Source organism: Brevibacillus sp. FSL K6-6036 (genome assembly GCF_037964015.1).
Taxonomy (GTDB): domain Bacteria; phylum Bacillota; class Bacilli; order Brevibacillales; family Brevibacillaceae; genus Brevibacillus; species Brevibacillus borstelensis.
Genome location: NZ_CP150173.1, coordinates 766,554 through 787,345 on the forward strand (window position 1 = coordinate 766,554; position 20,792 = coordinate 787,345).

General features: G+C 46.9%; 20 protein-coding genes. 19 read left to right on the forward strand and 1 reads right to left on the reverse strand.

All coding sequences use genetic code 11. From position 1 onward, the window contains the following. Nucleotide 1 precedes the first annotated feature (1 nt). Genes NST37_RS04000 through ltaE form a run of 5 tightly spaced genes read left to right on the forward strand, consistent with a single transcriptional unit; the run spans nt 2 to nt 5,707 of the window. Nucleotides 2–1,507, forward strand: coding sequence for a lyase family protein (locus NST37_RS04000; protein WP_003389359.1), 1,506 nt, complete (start codon nt 2–4; stop codon nt 1,505–1,507). Next, nucleotides 1,504–2,394 carry a hypothetical protein gene (locus NST37_RS04005; protein WP_003389357.1) on the forward strand — a complete coding sequence of 297 codons (891 nt, stop codon included), beginning with the start codon at nt 1,504–1,506 and terminating at the stop codon, nt 2,392–2,394. The genes NST37_RS04000 and NST37_RS04005 overlap by 4 nt, the downstream gene beginning before the upstream one ends. Further along, nucleotides 2,394–3,449 (forward strand): cysteine synthase family protein, encoded by a 1,056-nt coding sequence (locus tag NST37_RS04010; RefSeq protein WP_003389356.1) that lies wholly within the window; start codon nt 2,394–2,396, stop codon nt 3,447–3,449. Before NST37_RS04005 ends, NST37_RS04010 begins: the two co-directional genes overlap by 1 nt. After that, nucleotides 3,424–4,680: an ATP-grasp domain-containing protein gene (locus tag NST37_RS04015; protein WP_024984239.1), complete on the forward strand. Its 1,257-nt coding sequence runs from the start codon at nt 3,424–3,426 to the stop codon at nt 4,678–4,680. The genes NST37_RS04010 and NST37_RS04015 overlap by 26 nt, the downstream gene beginning before the upstream one ends. Then, nucleotides 4,661–5,707: a low-specificity L-threonine aldolase gene (ltaE, locus tag NST37_RS04020; protein ID WP_003389354.1), complete on the forward strand. Its 1,047-nt coding sequence runs from the start codon at nt 4,661–4,663 to the stop codon at nt 5,705–5,707. Before NST37_RS04015 ends, ltaE begins: the two co-directional genes overlap by 20 nt. On the opposite strand, the gene NST37_RS04025 is transcribed toward ltaE, so the two are convergent. Next, nucleotides 5,655–6,701, reverse strand: coding sequence for a helix-turn-helix transcriptional regulator (locus NST37_RS04025; protein ID WP_003389353.1), 1,047 nt, complete (start codon nt 6,699–6,701; stop codon nt 5,655–5,657). The genes ltaE and NST37_RS04025 overlap by 53 nt on opposite strands. 232 nt (nt 6,702–6,933) lie before the next feature. On the opposite strand from NST37_RS04025, the gene NST37_RS04030 reads away from it, so the two are divergent. The 14 genes from NST37_RS04030 to NST37_RS04095 all read left to right on the forward strand — a co-directional run bounded on the left by NST37_RS04030 (nt 6,934) and on the right by NST37_RS04095 (nt 20,780). Next, a complete protein-coding gene (locus NST37_RS04030; protein WP_003389352.1) occupies nt 6,934–7,581 on the forward strand; it encodes a response regulator transcription factor in 648 nt (215 codons plus the stop codon). Between the two features lie 148 nt (nt 7,582–7,729). Continuing rightward, nucleotides 7,730–8,377, forward strand: a complete 648-nt coding sequence (locus NST37_RS04035; RefSeq protein WP_024984241.1) for a GNAT family protein — start codon at nt 7,730–7,732, stop codon at nt 8,375–8,377. Then, on the forward strand, nt 8,358–9,119 hold the full coding sequence (locus tag NST37_RS04040) for a 3-oxoacyl-ACP reductase family protein (protein ID WP_231504325.1): 762 nt from the start codon (nt 8,358–8,360) through the stop codon (nt 9,117–9,119). The genes NST37_RS04035 and NST37_RS04040 overlap by 20 nt, the downstream gene beginning before the upstream one ends. A gap of 19 nt (nt 9,120–9,138) precedes the next feature. After that, nucleotides 9,139–10,074, forward strand: coding sequence for an ACP S-malonyltransferase (locus tag NST37_RS04045; protein WP_031932066.1), 936 nt, complete (start codon nt 9,139–9,141; stop codon nt 10,072–10,074). Nucleotides 10,075–10,086: 12 nt separating this feature from the next. After that, nucleotides 10,087–10,998, forward strand: a complete 912-nt coding sequence (locus tag NST37_RS04050; protein WP_024984243.1) for a hypothetical protein — start codon at nt 10,087–10,089, stop codon at nt 10,996–10,998. A 10-nt stretch (nt 10,999–11,008) separates the two neighbouring features. Beyond that, complete coding sequence (locus NST37_RS04055) at nt 11,009–12,463, forward strand: class I adenylate-forming enzyme family protein (protein ID WP_003389347.1); 1,455 nt, start codon at nt 11,009–11,011, stop codon at nt 12,461–12,463. After that, the gene (locus tag NST37_RS04060; protein ID WP_003389346.1) at nt 12,445–13,671 is read left to right on the forward strand and encodes an aldehyde dehydrogenase family protein; all 1,227 of its coding nucleotides are present in this window, start codon (nt 12,445–12,447) and stop codon (nt 13,669–13,671) included. Before NST37_RS04055 ends, NST37_RS04060 begins: the two co-directional genes overlap by 19 nt. Then, nucleotides 13,668–15,350: a thiamine pyrophosphate-binding protein gene (locus tag NST37_RS04065; protein ID WP_339186321.1), complete on the forward strand. Its 1,683-nt coding sequence runs from the start codon at nt 13,668–13,670 to the stop codon at nt 15,348–15,350. The genes NST37_RS04060 and NST37_RS04065 overlap by 4 nt, the downstream gene beginning before the upstream one ends. Beyond that, on the forward strand, nt 15,351–16,388 hold the full coding sequence (locus tag NST37_RS04070; protein WP_024984244.1) for a ketoacyl-ACP synthase III: 1,038 nt from the start codon (nt 15,351–15,353) through the stop codon (nt 16,386–16,388). Nucleotides 16,389–16,401: 13 nt separating this feature from the next. Continuing rightward, nucleotides 16,402–16,662 carry an acyl carrier protein gene (locus NST37_RS04075; RefSeq protein ID WP_003389343.1) on the forward strand — a complete coding sequence of 87 codons (261 nt, stop codon included), beginning with the start codon at nt 16,402–16,404 and terminating at the stop codon, nt 16,660–16,662. A gap of 128 nt (nt 16,663–16,790) precedes the next feature. After that, entirely contained in the window at nt 16,791–17,537 is a 747-nt protein-coding gene (locus NST37_RS04080) for a 4'-phosphopantetheinyl transferase superfamily protein (RefSeq protein WP_024984245.1), read from the forward strand. Between the two features lie 311 nt (nt 17,538–17,848). Continuing rightward, nucleotides 17,849–18,382, forward strand: coding sequence for an RNA polymerase sigma factor (locus NST37_RS04085; RefSeq protein WP_003389340.1), 534 nt, complete (start codon nt 17,849–17,851; stop codon nt 18,380–18,382). Between the two features lie 67 nt (nt 18,383–18,449). Beyond that, nucleotides 18,450–19,430 carry a hypothetical protein gene (locus NST37_RS04090; protein WP_238986200.1) on the forward strand — a complete coding sequence of 327 codons (981 nt, stop codon included), beginning with the start codon at nt 18,450–18,452 and terminating at the stop codon, nt 19,428–19,430. A 210-nt stretch (nt 19,431–19,640) separates the two neighbouring features. Continuing rightward, nucleotides 19,641–20,780 carry a response regulator gene (locus NST37_RS04095; protein ID WP_003389338.1) on the forward strand — a complete coding sequence of 380 codons (1,140 nt, stop codon included), beginning with the start codon at nt 19,641–19,643 and terminating at the stop codon, nt 20,778–20,780. The last annotated feature ends 12 nt before the right edge of the window (nt 20,781–20,792 follow it).

Genomic DNA, 20,792 nt, shown 5'->3' on the forward strand with positions numbered 1-20,792 from the left:
CATGAAAACACAGGTGACCGGGCGCGTGAAAAAAGCACCGCATGACACGTATACAGCAGCTGTTCTTTACCCGCAGTTTGAATATGAACTGGAAAACTACACAGAGCATTATATCCACATAGAAAAGGCTCTCTTGCAGTCTTACGAGAAAGCGAACATTCTCTCAAAGGATGAGGTCCGTTCCCTCTTGCAAGCAATAGACAGGATTGAGCGAGATGCTTTGTTGCAAAACTCGAAAGAAAATCTAACGGACATCGCCTTGACGTTGGAAAGAGCGATAGAGAAACAGTTGGAACAACCCGTGGTGAAATGGCATATTGATCGAAGCCGTAACGATTTTCAGGCATGTGCCCAACTGATGTTTGCCCGGGAGCAATGGATGCATCTGATTGAAAGAGTTGAAATACTGCGGGATGTCATCCTGGACAAAGCCAAGACATATGATTCCGTAATCATGCCCGGGTACACACATTTTCAGTCAGCTCAAATTATTAGTGTTGCCTTTTATCTTACGGCAGTCAGCAAACACCTTCTTGAAACAGAAAAGAGGATGCTGGGCGCATTAGAATCAATGAACAGGTACTGCCCACTCGGTTCCGGGGCTATGTCTGGTCAGGAGTATCCAGTGGACAACCTGCAATTGGCAAATGCTTTGGGATTTTCATCATACATAGGTCACGCCTTGAGCGGGGTTGCTTCGCGGGACTGGTTATTGGACATTGGAAGCTGCCTGACTTTCTTTGCGAACAATATGAGCCGCTTCTTGACTGACCTGATGAACTGGGGGAGCAGCGAGTACCAATTTATTGATTTTCCTGATGAACTCGCTGGCATTTCATCATCGATGCCACAAAAACGCAATTTTCCTATCTTGGAAAGAGCGAGAGGAAAAACGAGCCATCTCATCACCTACCATGTGGATTTTTTGCTGGGACAACGAAATACGGCCTATAGCAATCTGGTCGAAGTTTCCAAAGAATCAAGCAAAAATCTCCTCTCCCTTTTCAATGAGACGCACGTATTGTTTGATTTACTGATGCTGGTGTTTGAAAACATTTCTTTTCAGAAAGAAAAGATGCAGCAATGCTGCACAAAGGATTACTACGGAGGTTTTTCACTGGCAAATCGAATCACTGAAAAAAGCGGGATACCGTATCGCCAAGCGCAGGTGATAGCAGGACGATTTATCACACAGTCGATCCAAGCCGGACACTCCCCTCAGCATGTTTCGGTTGAGACCTTGCAAGAGATTTGTCATGAGTACGGCTTTGAAAACCAAATTACACAGCAAGAGTTGCAAGCGCTCTTTGCGGTCCATTCTGCCTTAACCATGAAGCGATCAACAGGGTCCACAAATCCGGATGCCGTAAAAGACATGATTGCCTTGCAAATGCAGGAGGCAGCCCAATGCAAGCAGGTATTCAATGGGATTTCCACCGAGGTCAAACGGAGATTGGAAGAATTGGATAGATGGATGATGTCTGAAGGTAAGGAGTATAGCCGATGAGACTGAAAGTAGGCAAAGGGGAAGCTCATGGCACATTTGGTGAGTTGTTGCAAGGCGTTTTGCCAAGCGGTCAGGACTTTTTGGTAACGTTTCCTGTTGACAGGTACTCGACATGCCAGTTTGTCTATTCCGCTCAGGACGAAGATCTGTGTGTACATCCTTCCTGGAAGAGGAAATCTCTGTATTTTGGCCAGAGAATTCTTGATTATTACCACTTGCCCATCAAAGGCACATTGTATCTGGAAAGCCAGCTTCAACAAGGAAAGGGATTGGCGAGTTCTACAGCAGATATGATGGCGACTGTGAAAGCAATTGAATCCTGCTATGACATAAACGTTCCTACCGAGGTGATCGAGGAGATCCTTCGCGATATCGAACCATCCGACGGCATCATGTACCCGGGCATCGTCTCTTATTATCACAAAGAAGTGAAACTGAGAGAATGGATAGGAGAATGCCCACCGTTGACTGTGATTGCTTTGGATGAGGGAGGAGAAGTAAATACAGTCGATTTCAATTGCAAGCCCAAACCATTCACTGATGAAGAGAAGCAAGAATATGGCATGCTGCTTGAGAAGATAACAGCTGCCATACGTGCTCAAGATGCAGAGGCAATTGGCGAGGTCGCTACCAGAAGCGCGGAATTAAACCAGAAGCTGCATCCGAAAAAGATGTTTGCCGAGGTGAAAAGAATATGCCGTTCAATTGAAGGAACGGGGATTGTAACGGCTCATAGCGGAACATTTATCGGGATCCTCCTTTCTGAAAACGACAGTGCGTATTCTGAAAAAGTAAAAGAAGGACTGTCTTTGTTGAAACAGCTTGGCTGCCCGACAGAAATATTCCATTCCATGTCCACTATCGAAAGAAAGAAGGTTCTGGTGTAATGGACAAGAGTCTGATCGAACTGATTGGAACAACGCCGTTAATTCGGCTGCGGTTGGACGAGAACAGCAAAGCCCCTGTCTATGCGAAACTAGAGCTGCTTAATCCCTACGGCATGAAAGACAGGGTAGCGAAAGAAATGATTATGGATGCCAAGAGAACCGGGCAGCTGCAAGAAAATGCACCGATTGTGGAAAGCTCGTCAGGAACGCTGGCTTTGGGCATAACCATGATCGGCACTTATTTGGGACATGAAGTCCACATTGTCACCGACCCGCGCATCGATGAACTAACGTTGGCAAAACTCAGAGCATTGGGAGCGCAGGTCCATATTGTAGAGAAAATGGAGCAGGATGGCGGCTGGCAAAAAGCAAGGCTGAACTACTTGCAAGGTTTGCTGGACAAATATCCAAATGCCTATTGGCCAAAACAGTACGAAAATCCGCAAAATCCGCTGGCCTATCAACAACTGGCCGATGACCTGGTTAAAGAGCTGGGACGCGTCGATTATCTTGTCGGATCGGTTGGAAGTGGAGGCTCCTTATGCGGGACTGCCAAAGCGTTGCGGGAAAGAAATCCAGACTTGACGGTCATAGCTGTAGATGCCGTAGGCAGCGTTATCTTCTACCAAACAGACAATCCGAAGCGTTTGCAAAGCGGCCTAGGCAACAGTTTGCGCTCACCCAATGTTGATTTTTCCGTAATCGACGAAGTTCACTGGTTAAACGATGAAGAAGCCTTCACATGGACACGTGAGCTCGCCAAACAGGAAAAAATCTTTGCGGGGAACAGCTCAGGCAGCGTGTACGCCGTATCAAGGTGGCTCAGCAGCCAGGTATCCGAACATTCAGTGATCGCGTGCATCTTCCCGGACAGGGGGGACCGATATATTCACTCGATTTACAACGATGATTTTTTCAATGTCCATCATCTGAATAAGGACAACCTGCGTCTTTCACCCAATCGCATGGAAGAATTAAAGGATGTCTCCGATTGGACCTACTTTCACTTTAACAAGGGGAAATTTCGGCATGAAGAGAAAACTGCTGTTTATTGAGTCAAATACGACTGGCACAGGCATGCTTGCTTTGGACAAAACAAAGGAATTGGGATATGATCCCGTGCTGTTGACCAATAAGCCGAGCCGCTATGAGGGCTTGTCTGACCAAAGCTGCGAAATCGTCATCTGCGATACAAACGATACGGAAAAGCTGGCTGATACAATTCAGCTCCGTTTTACCCTGGAGGATATCGCAGGAATTACGACGACAAGCGAATATTATATTTATACCGTTGCGCTTCTGGCTAAGCGATTCGGTTGGCGTGGCAATTCTCCCGATACGGTGAAAACGTGCAGGAGCAAAGCTGCTGTTCGCGCATTGCTGAGGGACACTCCCGAGCTTTATCAGCCCTGGTTTTTTACAGTCGACAACGTGCAGAAACTAGAGGAGATCAAGCAGCAGATACAATTCCCGTGCATCGTGAAGCCAGTGGATGACAGTGGCTCCAATCAGGTGGTAAAGTGTCTCTCCTACGAAGAGCTGTATCAGCGGGTGACGGACATATTGGCTGTGAAAGAGAATGTCCGTAGGCAACCGGCGGCTGGGGTTGCTTTGATCGAAGAATACGTGGAAGGACCTGAGTACAGTGTCGAAGTTTTCTCTTATGAAGGCCGACATTCGATCATCGGAATTACAGATAAAAGCATTGGGGGAGAGCCTTACTTCATAGAAACAGGCCATATTTTCCCATCCTTGTCTACCGACCAGATCAAAACAATCGTGGAAACGGGTGTGCTGTCCCTGCTGGAAAAGCTGGATTGGCGTTTTGGCCCGTGTCATCTGGAAATAAAAATCGTCAATCAAAAGGTTTTCCTGGTTGAGTGCAATGGACGATTGGCCGGGGGGATGATTCCGGAACTGATCCGGCATGCGACCGGTATGGACGTGTTGAAGGATCAGCTCAAAGCAGCGGTTGGCTTGTCCCCCGAGCTTGGCCGTCCGCCTATTCAATATGCAGGGATTCGCTTTCTGATCCCGCAAGAAACAGGCGAAATTGAGGAAGTGACCGGTATCGAACAGCTTCAGCAAATGCCAGGTGTGAAGGAAGTCGTATGCAGGGCAGAGCCGGGAAAGCTGGTGGATAGAATCGTAAATGCATACGGACGCTTGGGTTACATAATCGCAGTGGAAGCAGACGCAAGCAAGCTTCATCAGCTGCTGAACCTAATTGAAAAAGTCGAACTAAAGATGAAGGAGCGTGTGTCTGTTGCTAAACTTTCTGAGTGACACAGTTACCTTGCCGACGCAGGAAATGATGGATGCCATTCAACATGCCATGCTGGGAGATGACGTGTACGGACAGGATCAAACCGTAAATGAATTGGAGCGATTAGCCGCCAGCATGCTGGGGATGGAAGCTGCTTGCTTTATGCCCAGCGGCACAATGGCGAATCTATCATCGATCATGGCCCATTGCCCTCGTGGATCAAAGGTTTTGGTAGGCAATGAATCAGACATCTACATTTATGAAGCAGGCGGCGCTTCCGTATGCGGCGGGATTGTTTATGAGCCCATACCGACTCAAGCGGATGGACGCTTGTTGCTGGAGGATCTTGAAAGAGCGTTCCCCGTTGATGAAGAGGACCCTCAGTTTGCTTTGCCTGCTTTAATTTGTCTGGAAAATACCCACAATCGCTGTGGTGGAAAAGTTTTGCCGATCGCTTATTTGCAAGAGGTAAAGGAATTTGCAACAGAACGCAATGTTCCTGTCCACATGGATGGTGCCCGCATTTTTAATGCGGCAGTTGCCCTTGATGTGGATGTCAGGGAAATCACACAATATGCCGATTCGGTTCAATTTTGTTTATCAAAAGGATTGTCTGCCCCAATTGGTTCGATTGTAGCGGGAACTCAGTCCCATATAAACAAAGCGAGAAAAGTAAGAAAGATGTTGGGCGGAGGAATGAGGCAAGCGGGAATCGCCGCAGCGCCTGGTATTGTAGCTTTGCAAACAATGATTACGAGGTTGGATCAGGACCACAGGCATGCGAAACAATTGGCCGATGGATTGGCAAAGATAAACGGAATCGAATTGAATGCCCAAGAAGTGCAAACAAATATCGTCATCTTTCGCGTAACAGATCCTCGTTATACATGGAATTCATTTTTGCAGATGGCCAAGTCTCATGGCGTGATTTTTTCAGAGATGGGCTATGGGAGGATTAGAGCAGTTGTTCACAGGCATATAACGAGTGATGATATTAATAGAGCGGTTCAATTAGTAGAAGAGATGATGAAGAAAGGCCCGTCATAGCATACTGATTCTCGGTATGCTCTATTTTTTGTTCCCCTTCATCCAAGTGGTTTCGATCCGCAAGACGCTTGCATATTTTCTGGGTTTTTTGCAAAATGATGCGGCCTTCTTCTTTTTCTCCAAGCTGGAAATGGATTTCTGCAAGACTTCTTCCTGCTCGGGCGTACAATCGCTCGCGAAGCTCATATTTGAAGATGGAAACAGCATGCTCCAGATATTCTCTGGCATGTTCAAGGTTGCCCGTATGGCCATAAACAATGCCCAGCATATGATAGATTTCTCCTGCCGAATAATGCAAGTGATGAGAATATAAGTAGTTGAGCAATCGATAGCCCAGCTCCAGGCAGAGATCAAATCGGTTTTGGTGGTAGTGCATGTAGGCCAAGTTGTAGCCCAATCTGGGGAAAAGGGTTTTGTCCTCAACAAATGGGAGGTTCTCCAATACATGCATGCTGCTTGTTAACAGTTGGTATGCCTCCGCTTTTTGATCCATTTCGATCAGTAACAGCGCGAGCGTGTTGGCAATATTGATATCCAGCTCATTGACGATTTTGTTGTTGGAAATCAACTTTCGAAAGGTTTGCTCCGCTTTTCGCGGATGGCGGTCAATCCGGTAATACAGAATGCCCTTTTGCCATTCGATAAATCTCAGGAAGCTGCTGTCTCGAAAGTTTTGGTTCTTTTTGATAAAAGCGGTAGCTTCCTCGACGAGGTACTGGAGAGTGGTGTAATCATGAAAATATAGACTTTCCCGGCACAACCGATGAATCTTTGCAACAAAATGAATGAGCGTCTCGTTTTCATAAGAAAGCAGATAATCCACGGGAATCTTTAGTTTCCGGCATATGCTCTGCAAAATGTCCAAACGTGGTATATGGCTCCCCTTTTCAATCCGAAACAGAGTGGACTCGTCACAAATGTCTTCGGCGACATACTTTCTGGAATAGCCTCGTTTCTCTCGAAAATACTGAATTTTATCCCCAAGCGTTTTCATGACCAGTCTCCCTTGTATATCCTCTTTTACCAAATATTGCATGTTTGCATATACATTTTAACAGAATTCTCCCGTATATTTGAAGTATAATTTTTCAAAAATGGGAGGAATAAGATGGGTAGGAAAAAAATACTAGTAAATTCGCTTCAATTATTCCCGTTGTTTCAGCAAACACCTGTTTGCGGAACCGACATCAGATTACTAGCTACAATCAAGTAGAGGTGAATAAAGAATGGGTGTCCGAAACATCTTAATCGTAGATGAGAGAGAAGGAAAACAGCCATTTTATTCAAATTTACTGTCCGAAAATAGATATGACTGCCATTTTTTGAACAATGAATATTTGCTCTCGGATCCCGTTTTTTTGGAAAAATTCGATTTGGTCATTTTGAGTCTCACGAAGGATAATCTCTCGTTCCATTTAAAAAATAAGCACACTCGGACGATTATCCTGCTGAGCAATAAATATAAGCACTACGTAAAATATATACAAGGCGCACAAGCCATCTTGATGAAGGACTGCCCCAGTGAACTAATGATCGCGATCAATGCTGTGGAAAGAGGAAGCTGCTATTTTTCCAGTGAGTTCATGGAATCTCTCTTTTCTAGCTGGGGAAGAGAAGGGATCGAAGATGATATCGAGATGGATCTCCATTTGCCGGAAACGTTGACAGAAATGGAACTTCGTGTGGCTGAGGAATTGGCGAATGACAGAACCAATCAGCAAATAGCAGACACGCTCTATCTCAGCAAAAGAACGGTGGAGTACCATATTGCTGCATGCATGCAAAAATTAGGGGTAAAAAGCAGGGTAGGGTTAGCTGTGAAAATGACAAAAGCCAATTTGTTTAGACAAATATTGAATAAACGAATACTTTAACAGGTTTCGCAAAGTAGCGGTGCCGACGATGAACAGCTCTGTCATGAAAAATGGCAGAGCTGTTCATACTTTGCGGGAATTACGGGGGCACTCTCCGGGTTGCTTGTTTATGATGAAGATACGACTCTAAAGCGGAGGAGAAGAATCGATGAGGGGTAATTTCGTTAGATTGCAAGCTCTCGAAGAAGAAGATTACAAGCTCTTCTCTCAATGGGTTTGCCCATCCAAAGTCAGTGCGTTGGCAAGAGGGGGGCAAGACTTTGTGACTGAGGAAGAGGTCAGAAGAGATATCGCAAACGGAAATACACGCTACGCCACAGTGGTAACCCACGACGGGAAAAAAATCGGGTTCGTATCTTGGCAAACGCTGAGATACGAGGGGAGCTACATGCTAGGCGGCGTGATAGGAGATCCGGAATTATGGGACATGGGCTACGGTGCGGAAGCTTCGGTATTGCTCATGGACTACCTGTTCCACTTTAAAAATGCGCATAAGATTCAATTCATTAACGGTTTATTCAACATGAGATCCATCCGCTTTTTGATCAAGAACAAAGTGGTGATTGAAGGGATCCTGCGCGATTACTTCTTTTTGGATGGAGAATACCATGACGCGGTTATTTCATCCATTTTGCGCGAGGAATACTACAGTTACGGTGAGCCGCAACCAGAAGATATGATTCCGAAAAGCGAAAAGCAGCAAATCCGGGAGGAGCTGTACGAGTATCTTCAAGGGTATTGGAAGGAAGTGTGTTTGCCAAATTTGTTGAGGCAAGGTGAGAAGGTTGGAAGCTAAAAAAAATGTCGTGCTTGTAACCGGCGCTTCGAAGAGTCTTGGCAAGGCGATTGCAGAGCATTTCGCCGAGTCCGGAGATCAGGTCATCTTGGGATACAGGAGTTCATTGGAGGAAGCTGCCCAAGCAGTTGAAGAGATTAAGGCGAAAACCGGCAATGAGGCAGTTTCATTCGTCAAACTCGACGTAATTGACAGACAGCAAGTACAGGATGCCGTGAAAGAAATCATTGGGCAATTTGGAAGAATAGACGTTCTTGTAAACAACGCGGGAGTCAGCTACGGAGGGGCGCTGATTCCGAGCAATCCTCTCGAAAAATGGGAGGAAATCGTCCAGATCAATGTCATGGGGACCATCAATTGCATCCACGCCGTTTCTTTTCACATGCTGCTGGAACAAAAAGGAGCAATCGTCAACATCGCATCGGTCGCTGGCTTGATCGGGGTGGATCGTTTAAGCGCGTATAGCGCGAGTAAAGCAGGGGTTGTCGGGCTGACGCGTTCATTGGGGAAAGAGTACGCCCCGTACAACGTGAGAGTGAATGCGGTTGCTCCCGGCTATACGGAAGATACAGGCATGGTGGATCGCATTCCTGAAGACCAGATGAACAATTTCAGGAAGCGCATTGCCATGGGAAGGCTGGGAACTGCCAAAGAAGTAGCAGAGGCGGTTTCCTTTCTAGCATCGGACAAGGCCAGCTATATAACTGGGCAAACGCTAGTCGTCGATGGAGGCTTTATGTAAAGAAGGAGCGTGAGAAACAATGAAAACGGCACTGATCTTTCCGCCTTTGGTGAAATTGAAGCAGGGGAGCTTTTTGGACCTTTACGAGAGCTTTCCCAGCGTAAGGGCCAAGTTTGAAGAGGCAAGCGAAATTATGGGAGTCGATCTTGCCGCCAAATTCTTTTTTGAGAGTGAAGCGATGACGAATTTCGGCGTGATTGCCAGGCCCAGCATCGTCACAATCAGCACGGCTCTGTTTGAATTGCTGCGGGAGGAGATCGGGCAGCCGGCGTACTTCCTCGGTCCAAGCCTGGGTCAAGTAACGGCTATTCATTGCGCAGGGGGATTGCCCTTCCCGGAAACGCTTCGCATGCTGAAAAGGATGTGTGAAATGGAGGAAGAGGAGTTTCCTGACAAGCGATACGGCGTCTACTTCTTCTACAACATTGATATCGCTATTCTGGAGCAATCGATCCAAGAGCTTACAGCGATGGGCAGATTTGTCGAGCCCTGTGTGACGGTAAACGCCACGCAAATGATCGTGAACGGTGATCAGGAGAGCTTGGAGCTGCTTCACCAAAAAATAAGTCCTTACGGTGGTCTGGGTGTCACGATTCCGTATGGCCCGCCTGGACATTGCTCACTTCTTCAAAACGTCAGGATGCGTATGGAAAAAGAGGTGCTGCCGCATATTACCTTCCGCTCTCCCGACGTTCCCTTGATCAGCAATGTGAATGCCGAGGAAATTTCCGATGCTGCCGGCCTGGCAACCGAACTGACAGAGCAATATACCAACAGTGTCTGCTGGTATAAATGCCTGCAGCAATTGTGGAGTAAGGGTGTGGAAAAAGTAATCATGCTCGGTCCCGGAAACTTTATTCACAAATCTTTGGGATTCACGGATATACCATTTGCCGTTCAGAAGCTGCTGGACAGTCATGATGTTGAAGCAGCCCTGACAGCAAAGCAGAAGTAAGGAGGCCCGTACATGATTGGATTGGTATTGCCCGGTCTAGCTCCTTCAAGCTATGAAGAAGTGAAGGATTTTATTGAAACAAACCCGTTTGCGAAAAAGCGTTTCCAAGAAGCAAGCGACATCATCGGGTACTCCTTGGCCGAGGCGTTTCGAGAGGCGACAGAAGACCAGCACGAAGTGATTGAATCCGCCTTTTTGGCGAACTCGATTGCTTTGCTCGATTATTTTTACGAACGATACGGTTTGCACCCGGATTATTCGATTGGAGCAAGTTTTGGCGGCATGTCCGTTGCCGTTCAGTCAGGCGGCTTGACCTTTGGGGAATGTTTGTGGCTGACACACGAAAGCGCAAAACATTCAAAAACCTACTTCCAGCAAATGGATGCGGAGTATCACACTCATTTTATTTTCAATTTGTCCCTTGAGGAGACGGAGGAGTTAATAAACGACTTCCAAGCAAAGGGAATGGAGCTGGAGTTGGTCGGGCATCTGGAAAAAGTCGTTTGCTTATGTGGCGAGAAAAGCGTTGTCCAATCTCTAAAGGAAGTCATCAATCAAAGAAGCAAGTGCTTTTCGTTACATACGATGAAACAGCCCATTCACAGCCGATTGCTGACGGAGCTCAAGCACCAGCTGCGGGACAAATTCTATAGCCAGGTTGTCTTCAAGCCGCTGCAAGTCCCTATTATTTCCGATGTTGACGGACATATTTACAAACAATCCGAAGAGCTGAAGCAAATGCTTCTGGATGGCTACGACCATCCCGTCAGGTGGGATCTCGTCAGCAAATCCATGAAGCAAGAGCATATCGAGACCGCGTATGTGGTTGGTCCACGGAATTTGTTTACACAGTTGTTGAAATACGAATTTGAAACGATTGGAATATCGCCTGACACCGTCATGCATCAGGTGGGAATTTCATGAGGTGCAATCCATGGCTCATATTATAAAGTCGGATGAGACAAGCTGCTCAAAGGAAAGGTTTTTGGGGGATGTACAAAGCTGTGTCGCCCAATTGAGAGGCAGTCATATCACTGATGAGGACAGGGTAATCGTCACAGCCGAGAACTCCTATGAATTTTTAGTCGCCTTTTTCGCCCTGGTTGAAATAGGCTGCTCCATTGCTTTGGTTGATTGTATGGCAGATGCGCGGGAAATCAATGAAATTGCCCTGGATTCAGAGAGTCGAATATGCATTTCCGACCGTCCTTTGCTGCTATCGGATCCGATCAGGACGTTTCTGCTTTCGGAAATCGTGAGAGACGGGGGAGGGAATCCAGCCAGCGAACTGTCATTTTCGACTTGGTCAACAAGAGAAGATGCCCTCATCCTTTATACGTCCGGTTCGACCGGCAAGCCAAAGGGGATTGTAAAGTCCGGCCATTCTTTTCTTTCCAACCTGGAGGAAAGCATGGAAGTCATGAAATACAAAAGCGAGGACGTGCTGCTGCCCCTTATCCCGTTTACGCATTTTTACGGATTGTCGATCGTTTTCATCTGGTGGTTTGCGGGATGCGACTTGATTTTATGCAATTACAAAAACATCCGCACCGTTCTGAAAGCAGTAACGGAAAGAGGAGTTACCGTTGTAGACGGCATTCCTTCGACCTATTATATGCTGACCCAAATGTGCAAAAAGCGGGAAAAGCTGTGTGCAAAAGTAAGGGATTCCGCGGTTCGCATGTGGTGTGTGGGCGGGGCGCCGCTATCCGAGGAATTGGCTGTAAGCTTTTACGACTTGATAAAACAGCCGTTGCTGGACGGATATGGTTTGTCCGAAGTCGGCAATGTCGCTCTAAACACGGGAGATTATCGGGATGGCTGCGGAAAACCGCTGCCCAGCGTGAAGATCAAAGTAGTGGACAACAGGGGAAATGAGCTTCCATCAGGGGAAACAGGCGAAATCTATGTCAATAGTCCAGGCGTCATGAAAGAGTATCTTCATTTGTCTGAAAAGACGGAAGAAGTGTTGGCCGATGGTTGGTTCAAAACCAACGATTTGGGATACCTGGATGAACGCGGAAATCTGCATGTTTTGGGGAGAAAGGGAAATGAAATTGTCCGCAAAGGCTATGTCATCTACCCGGCGCATATCGAGACCAGGCTGGAGAATGAACTGAAGCTGCGGGCGAGAGTTGTATCTCTTCAGGATGAGAAAAAGGGCGCATACATGATCCTTTTCGTTGAAACCCGGCAACCATTTACGCAGCAGATCGAGAATGCGATCAATGAGGCACTCGGATCTATTTTAAAACCGGACAAAATCATGTTTTTGCCCGCTTTTCCCTATCGTCCAAACGGAAAGGTTGATTTTGTGGCATTGCAAAATCAGGCAATTCAATGGAAGAACGCTAGAGAGGAGGAAGGGAAGTGCATGGTACAACAGTAGACCTGGAGCTGTCTATCCCGCTTGGCCAGCGCAGAGAAGCGATCATCCGCTGCATTCATTTCATCGAGTCCAATCCGGAAATGATCAGAGAGATCCTGACGGAAATCTCGACGTACCAGACGGCGGAACTGGAGATTCAAGCATCATTGGGGGCTTTGAAAAATGCCTTCAACGAGGTGCACAACAATCGGCCTCCCCTCATCAATCGAATGTCCGTATTTATGCCTTCAAATGTTATTCTGTATTCTTACGTTTTGTATTTGCTGATTCCCTCGCTGTATACCGAGAGTATTGAATTTCGGAGTTCTGCTTCGGTGCTTCCCCAAGTAAGGAAACTTCATCATTTGCTGCAAAACATACACCAGTTGCCATTGAAACTATTGGAACTCTCCCACAGAGAATATATGAAAGCGTCCGTCTTGCATGCAGATGTCGTCGTGTTTACCGGTACGTATCAAAATGCGGAAAGCATCAAATTCCAATTGGCCAAAACGCAAATGTTTATCTTTTTTGGTCAGGGAATCAATCCTTTTATCATATCCGAAACGGCTGAATTGGAAAAAGCGGTTCACGATCTCATCCAAGCCCGTTTGTACAACACAGGACAAGACTGCATGGGACCGGATGTCATTTATGTTCCGGAAACCATAAAGGATTCGTTTCTGTCTTTATTGACAGAGAAGCTGGACGCGCTCAAATACGGCAGCAATGTGGACAAGGACGCGGCATACGGTCCCATACACTATACCGGAACGCTGGAAATGGTAGGTCAGCATCTGACCCAATACAGCGAAAATATTGTGTACGGGGGGAGGATCGATTACCGGGATAGGATCATTCAGCCGACAGTTCTCGTAAGCACAATTGCAGAGAAATTGAAAATCCTCGAGTTTTTTTCGCCGGTATTTAATGTAGTCATCTATAGCGAGGAAGAGGATGTAAAACGGATCGTAACCCAGGAGTATTTTGTGGAAAGAGCATTGGGGGCTACCTTCTACGGCCGATCAGACAGCCCGATCATTGAGCTTCTTCGGAAAAAACATACCGTTTCCGTCAATGAAACACTGTTTGATATTGAAAATGGCAACGCTCCCTTCGGAGGCTACGGTCCCATGGCCAACTTTGTGTACTACCAGGGGGAATTGATCATTAAACCCATTTTGATTTCGCAAATCTTGCATGAATATTGGCAACGAGGTGACCAATGAACCAAATCAGTGTATACGACGCAATAGCGCAGGGACTGCGAGCGTATGGAGTGGAATTGGTGTTTGGGCTTCCCAATGACGAGCTTTACATGATGAATGCCATCGAGGATTGCGGGATTGAATTTTTGGTTGCCAAGGATCAGCGCAACGCCGTGTTTATGGCGACAGGCTACGCATTAGCCTCGCAAAAAACGGGCGTTTGCATCGTGGGAAAAGGCCCTGCCGTTTCCAACGCGATCACAGGCTTGTTGGAGGCAAACTCCCAAAGCTGCCCGCTGTTGATCATTTCATCAGGCACTCCAACGCGCTCCTATGGAAACCAAAAAGCATTTCAAGAAGCAGACCAAATGGCGTTCGTTTCCCCACTGGTGAAATGGAGTTATCGCTTGGAGAACAAAGACGCGATCGGATGGGTCTTGCGAAAAGCGATATTTATGGCTGAACAAGGAACACCCGGTCCGGTATACGTCGAGATTCCCGAAGATATTGGCAGCCAGCTGCTTGATGAGGCAAAGCTGAACTTTTTTCCTCTTTCTGTCTTAAGGCCGTTGCCAGAACCATCTGGCATCAAGCGGGCTTGCGAAAAGATCATGCTTGCCAAAAAGCCGGTGTTATTGCTGGGCGGAGGATGCAAACGGATCAAAACCCGCGGCGTCCTGGAAGCACTCGCCGAACGATTGGGAGCTCTGGTTCTTGTCACTGCTTCAGGCAGAGGCAGTTTTGATGAAGAACATCCGCTCTTTTGCGGGCTGGCGGGGCTGTATCTGCACCGGCGTGTCAAAACGCTATTGCACGAGGCGGATCTGGTGATTGCCATGGGCAGCAAGCTGGAGGAAACGGCTCTGTTTGGCTGGGAGGAGAAGCTCCAGGCCATAGACAGCATTCAAGTGAATCTAAACGAAGAGCATTTTCATCTGGACTACAGCAGCATGTACATGGTTGGTGATGTGGAAGCAGTCGCAAATGAGCTCCTCGCGCAAGTTCGGGAGCAGCCGGCTAATCGCCAATGGCGAGCGGAGATAGAGGGCTGCAAGCGAGACATGTTTTTGGAAAAGGCGGAAAGGCAGCGAGATTCCTCCCGGTTGAGAATCGCGGATATTCTCGATGAACTGCAAGCCCGCCTTCCTTCCAACAGCATCTATGTGCATGAAAACGGGTTGCAGGACATGTGGTCTTATTTCTTTCCGTATCTCGGGCTTGGCAAAGAGCAAAATGCTTTTGTCCCGAGTGAACAGACAAGCCTGGGCTTTGGGGCATCTGCCGCCATCGGGGTAGCCAAGGCCAAGCCGCGGCAGACTGTCGTTGCATTCGTAGGAGATGGCGCATTCAACCTGTTCCGAAGCGATCTGCCAACAGCGTTAACGTACCAGATTCCACTCATCTATGTCGTGTTGAAAAACGGCGGGTACGGGTGGCTTGAATTCCAGCATATCAATACGGGAAGACAGGGGAACCCCCGATTTTTAAACCAGACCTTGCAGATGATCGACACTCTTCATCCACATTTGACAGTGATACCGCTGCAAAAAAGCGAAGAGATCACACATGTTGTTGTGCAAGCTCTGGAAGCGTATGAGAAAAATCAAATCGTCGTGATCGAAGCGATTGTGTCGCTTGATGACGTACCCGATCCCATAAAAAGACTACATGGGGATTTTCCCGCAAAGGAGCTGGTGTGAATGAAGACGGGAACGTTAACGAAGCCATCCACTGTCAACCAAAGTGGGCTGGCTACTTCCTTTAGCATTCAAGGATCAGGCTTTTACGTACCAGAAGACATTGTGACAAACGAAATGCTCACGCGAACCTTGGACACGACTGACGAATGGATTCAGGATAAAACCGGGATTCGCGAGCGCAGGTACTTGCAAAGCGATATGGCCACATCTGATATGTGCGTCCATGCCAGCTTAGATGCGATAAGTGATGCAGGCATTACTAGTGAGGATATCGATGCGATTGTCCTGTGTACCACGACTCCGGATCAACAGATTCCTTCTACCGCGCTGATCGTCAAGGAAAAAATAGGTGCAAAAAACGCGATTCCCTTTGATTTAACGCAGGGAGCTTGTGCAGGAGGCATTTACTCCATCCTCTTTGCTTCCCATCTTTTGCAGAATCAGTTCATCAACAATGTGCTGGTTATCGGGGCAGAAGTCCTGTCGCGATACATCGATCCGACGGACCGGATTACCAAGACGTTTTTTGGGGACGCTGCCGGAGCGATCCTCCTTCAAAAAACAGGTGAAGGCAGCGGATTGCTGGCATGGGATCTAGATTCCTATTTAAATCTGGCAGTCACCCTGCACGGCGGAGGTACTGCACGGATGCCAGAGGGAGCAGACCTCAAAACCAGCCATTTTATCAGGATGAACGGCAGAGAGGTCTGGAAGACGGCCACCCGAAACTTGCCCCTTTCGATTAAAAATGCCGTGCATAAGGCCGGATTGCAAGTATCGGATATTGATCACTTTATTCTGCATCAAGCCAACCTGAATATCATCAAGAAAACGATGGCGGCATTGGACGTGCCGATGGAGAAAACGACCGTAACCATTCAGGACTATGGAAATACGGGGGCTGCTTCCATTTTTTCCGCTCTGCATAAATCTTTGGAGGAAAAAGCCATTAAACCAGGGGATTATCTGGTGATATCCGCCATTGGCGCCGGATTTTTATGGGGTTCACTATGTTTGCAATATACAAAAAACGAGTAAAGGAGAATGGGTTATGATTAAACAAACGGTAAGAGAAAAATTTTTGGAAACATATAAATTGAACGTTTCTTTGGAAGAAGTGAAGGATGATCAGCCATTGTTTGGTCCCGACTCGCCCTATGGCCTTGATTCCATGGATGTTCTGATGTTCATCAATCTGATCAAAAAGGAATATGATCTGGACATTGGTGCTGTCAATACAGACACGTTTAAAACGATTAACAGCATTGTGGCCTTTATTGAAAAGCAAAAGGGCGCACAATTGTCAAAATGATCGCAGAAAGAAGGGGGGCCTCCCCCTTTTTTTCATGGATGCGGATAATTGCCGGGTTAAGGAGGCAAAGCCGTTTCAGATAAAGAACGTTTCTACATGCAAACTATCGTGAAGGAAGTCGGGAACCAATGGAAAAGAGGGTTGAAATCTATTGGCTTCATGTCGATGAAGAAATGCAGCCTGCACATCTGAAGAGCTGTTTGGAAGTACTGGACCAAGAAGAAAGAACGGTGTATGAGAGATATCTCGTCGATTTCAAAAAAGTAGAGTTTTTGCTTGGACGGATGCTGCTCAAGAGCATGATCGGACAAAAAAGGGGAGTCCTCCCGGAAGAAGTCAGGTTTATCAAAAATGAGTACGGGAAGTTGTTCCTGGACAGCCGCCACGTGGCGGGTAGCATCAAGCGACCGTTGTTTTTTAATTTGTCCCATTCAGGTAGAATGCTGGTATGCGCCTTTTCCGAGATCGAGAAGACGGGGATCGACGTCGAAGCGGTCAAAAAGGATTGCTGTTTTGAAGTAATGCGGACTGTTTTCGTGCCAGAGGAAATAGCCTACGTCGAGCAGCAAGAGACACCTTCCATGAAGCGAGAGGCATTTTATCAGGTTTGGACGAGAAAGGAAGCAGTGATGAAGGCGCTTGGGAAAGGCTTCTCGCTGCCGCCTCTGTCTTTTTCCGTGCCGCTTGCCCGGGGCAGAGTCGACGAGCAGCCGTTTTCCTATTATACATGTGCACCTTTGGAAGGGTATATGGTTTCGGCAGCGGTAGAGCGAGAGGAAGGAGCGGACATTCGGTACGAGGTCCAAAAAGTCGGGTTGGCCGAATTGAAGGCAAGCGTACGGTCCCGTACACCCAGCAGTGCATTCTACGGATAAAATATCTATAGACGCGGTTCACATCGATCTTATCGTATACCAAAATCCAGAAGATACCACTCGAATGAACAGGTCTCCAATTGTTGAACACAGGTCTTGCGATTGGGGGGCTTATGATTCGGGCAGGTGTCTTTTTTGTTGCAATAGCTTTATCGTCTGTCAGTGTCATTGCTATTGCCATATAAACAGGAAGCTGTTGAAAAGAAGCTAAGAAAAACTCAGCAATAGGAAAAGCCAAAAAAATTTACGATAAAAGTGAAAGATAGTCGGAAGGCCCTCCGTCTATACAGTGACAAGGAGGTGGAACCCAGTTGGATGATAATGTCGGCGCACGTATCGAGCAATGGTTTCTGGCATACAGCAGCGATATTTATCGCTTTCTCGTTTACTATACCGGACGCACGGATATAGACGATCTTGTACAAGAGACCTTTATTCGCGCCCTGAAATCACCTCAGCAAACAGAGATTGCAAACCCGAAAACATGGCTGTTTGCCATTGCCAGAAATGCGGCCATTGATGAGAGGCGCAGAAAAAAACTGATCAGCTTGCTGCCGGAAACATTCCTGCAGCATCTTATTTCCCGGGACAAGACACCCGAAGAGTCTTTAGAGTTGAGCGAGAACAAGCGCATGCTCTACGACATCATCAATCAGTTGAAACCCTCTTACAGAGATGTGTTGATATTGCGCGGGATCAAGGGATTGTCCAGCAAGGAGACTGCGGAGATATTGGGATGGAGCGAAGCCAAAGTGAATCTCACTATGCATCGGGCGATGAAAGCTGTTCAGAGCAGCAGGCAAGTTTCTGTTATGGAGGCGATGAAAAATGCCGTCACGAGATGAACAGAGAATCTGGGAGGATTTAAGGAGTTTTCCTGATCAAAAACTTTCTTGGGAGCGAAAACAAGTGATGTTGGAGAACATTCGCGAAGAGCGAAGAAAGATCAGCAAGCAGCAAAAGCGAGCAAAATACGTATGGGTGGCGAACGGGCTTGTCGCATGCGCAGCGGTGTTTTTCGTTATCTGGATGAAACCATTCTCTACTCCGGTAGAAACATCGGCGAGTCATGCTTCTATCGACCCGGCCTATGTTGAGGCTGCCCAAAAGGCAATTAAATCGGCAGGAATCAACAAGGAAATTCTCTTTGATGAGTTTGAGAAAGATGGAGATTACGATATTATCCGGAAAGCGGATCGAGAGGCCATTGTGACATTTTACCCGAATACGACAAAAGTTCGTACCATCTTGGTAGAGTGTGCGGTCAATGAGTTGCCGACGAGTTATCAAAAATATGTCGATACCGCCCAAAAGGCATTCAAAGAGGCCAATCAACAAGTCGTTTTTCAACAAGCCCGTTTCTTTAAAAGCGATGAAGGAACAGACCTGTCATTTTATTTAGAAAATCAACAATACGTCAGCGTCGATGTGAATACAAACAGAGTGACCAATTACTCCCTGGATTACAAGCTGGATGATGTGGATAAAAAGTATGTGTATCAGGCCCAAAAAGCGCTCATGCTCCTAACGGGCAAGCAGAGCTTCTCATTTTCGCATGCCAATAAACGTTCGGGTAAAGTAGAAGAAGTGTGGACACTCAAGAATGAAAATGAGCGGTATACTGTCCGGATCGGTGCGAAATCCTCCCGAATATACAAGGTTGACCACGTAACGGACCGATATAAAATAAACTCGAAAGAAGAAGCGATCTCAGTGACTAAGCCGCTGATTGCAAGCATATTTGGAATCGATATCGCCGGGTACAAGGCGGATGGCGGCAAAGATTGGGGAGGCTATGTGTTGACCAGCGAAGGGAAGCCGGTTATCAGGGTTATCATTCATGATTTACATATCGGCGATATCTCAGGCATTTACGTTGAATGGGACGAATGACGGGAAAAGCTACTGACTTGTTGCATGGTCGGTAGCTTTTTTGTGTCTTGGTTTTGATCGGCAGCATTTATCCCCCTTAGCCAGCAACCGCCAAAATGGTTTATACAGCTTGGACATCTCATTGACCTATTGCTACAATAATATGGGAGAGTTGTTAGCGGCTGTTGTCCCAAAAATAGTTACAGCTGAAGCAAAATAGGAGAGATATGCTTGAAAGCGATTATCGTAGACGATGAGAGGCTTGCATTGAGAAGAATGGAAAAGCTCCTGAAGGAACAGAACGCGAACACTCCCATTCACTTGATGGGGTCTTTTCAAGATCCGCATGCCGCATTGGAGGCCGCGAAGCAAGAAAAACTGGATGTAGCGTTCCTGGATATTCAGATGATCGATATGGATGGATTTGAATTGGCTGAGCACTTGTTGAACATTCAGCCGCAACTTCACATTGTTTTCGTTACCGCCTTTCAAGAGTATGCCGTGAAAGCCTTTGAAATGAACGCACTCGACTATTTGTTGAAGCCTGTCCATCAGGGCAGATTGGCTGTGACCCTGCAACGGGTGGCAGAATCCGCCGGGAAGACCTCGGTCAGCTACAGCAGCCAAAAACATATGACACTCTGCTGCTTGCAAAGCTTGCATTATCTCGATCAACAAGGCAACGAACAATATCTTCCCTGGAAAACACTGAAGGGGCAGGAGCTGTTTGCGTATCTGGTACACTATCGGGATAAGACAGTGAGCAAGCAGGTTTTGATAGATTTGCTCTGGCCTGATTACGATTCAGTCCGGTCGAGGACACAGCTGCATACGGCCATTTATCAGATTCGGAAAATGATTAAGAGCATTGGCTTCGATTTGGAGATTAAATACAAGGATGAAGGGTATCGACTGGTGTGGGGAGATGTGAAGCTGGATGTTGAGGAATGGGAAGCCTTGGTGCGAGATGCTCCCAAAGTTACAGAAGAGACATTGGAACAGCACTTGTCTATCATGGCCAAGTACACAGGCGATTTTCTGGAGGAGCATCCGTATTTGTGGGCAGAGTACGAGCAGGAGCGCTTGCGGTTGCTCTGGTTGAACCATGTCAAGCAAATTGCTGAATATTACGTATCGGTTGAACAATATACCGAGGCGATTTTGATTTATCAAAAGATACGTGAAAAGTTTCCAGTAATGGAAGAGGGCTACTTCTATTTAATGAAGATATACGCCATGTTGAACCACCAAGGCGAGGTGAGCAAGCAGTTCAAGCTGATCTCGACCAAGCTGAGAGAGGAATTCGATGTTGCTCCCAGCAAGGAACTGACGGAGTGGTATGAACAATGGAAAAAAGGGGATCAAACCTAAAACGGACAGGGA

What these genes read in the sequence shown, in the direction of transcription:
- NST37_RS04000 (WP_003389359.1), top strand. Translation starts at nt 2, where the DNA reads ATGAAAACACAGGTGACCGGGCGCGTGAAAAAAGCACCGCATGACACG.
- NST37_RS04005 (WP_003389357.1), top strand. Translation starts at nt 1,504, where the DNA reads ATGAGACTGAAAGTAGGCAAAGGGGAAGCTCATGGCACATTTGGTGAG.
- NST37_RS04010 (WP_003389356.1), top strand. Translation starts at nt 2,394, where the DNA reads ATGGACAAGAGTCTGATCGAACTGATTGGAACAACGCCGTTAATTCGG.
- NST37_RS04015 (WP_024984239.1), top strand. Translation starts at nt 3,424, where the DNA reads ATGAAGAGAAAACTGCTGTTTATTGAGTCAAATACGACTGGCACAGGC.
- NST37_RS04025 (WP_003389353.1), bottom strand. Translation starts at nt 6,701, where the DNA reads ATGAAAACGCTTGGGGATAAAATTCAGTATTTTCGAGAGAAACGAGGC.
- NST37_RS04030 (WP_003389352.1), top strand. Translation starts at nt 6,934, where the DNA reads ATGGGTGTCCGAAACATCTTAATCGTAGATGAGAGAGAAGGAAAACAG.
- NST37_RS04035 (WP_024984241.1), top strand. Translation starts at nt 7,730, where the DNA reads ATGAGGGGTAATTTCGTTAGATTGCAAGCTCTCGAAGAAGAAGATTAC.
- NST37_RS04045 (WP_031932066.1), top strand. Translation starts at nt 9,139, where the DNA reads ATGAAAACGGCACTGATCTTTCCGCCTTTGGTGAAATTGAAGCAGGGG.
- NST37_RS04050 (WP_024984243.1), top strand. Translation starts at nt 10,087, where the DNA reads ATGATTGGATTGGTATTGCCCGGTCTAGCTCCTTCAAGCTATGAAGAA.
- NST37_RS04055 (WP_003389347.1), top strand. Translation starts at nt 11,009, where the DNA reads ATGGCTCATATTATAAAGTCGGATGAGACAAGCTGCTCAAAGGAAAGG.
- NST37_RS04065 (WP_339186321.1), top strand. Translation starts at nt 13,668, where the DNA reads ATGAACCAAATCAGTGTATACGACGCAATAGCGCAGGGACTGCGAGCG.
- NST37_RS04070 (WP_024984244.1), top strand. Translation starts at nt 15,351, where the DNA reads ATGAAGACGGGAACGTTAACGAAGCCATCCACTGTCAACCAAAGTGGG.
- NST37_RS04075 (WP_003389343.1), top strand. Translation starts at nt 16,402, where the DNA reads ATGATTAAACAAACGGTAAGAGAAAAATTTTTGGAAACATATAAATTG.
- NST37_RS04080 (WP_024984245.1), top strand. Translation starts at nt 16,791, where the DNA reads ATGGAAAAGAGGGTTGAAATCTATTGGCTTCATGTCGATGAAGAAATG.
- NST37_RS04090 (WP_238986200.1), top strand. Translation starts at nt 18,450, where the DNA reads ATGTTGGAGAACATTCGCGAAGAGCGAAGAAAGATCAGCAAGCAGCAA.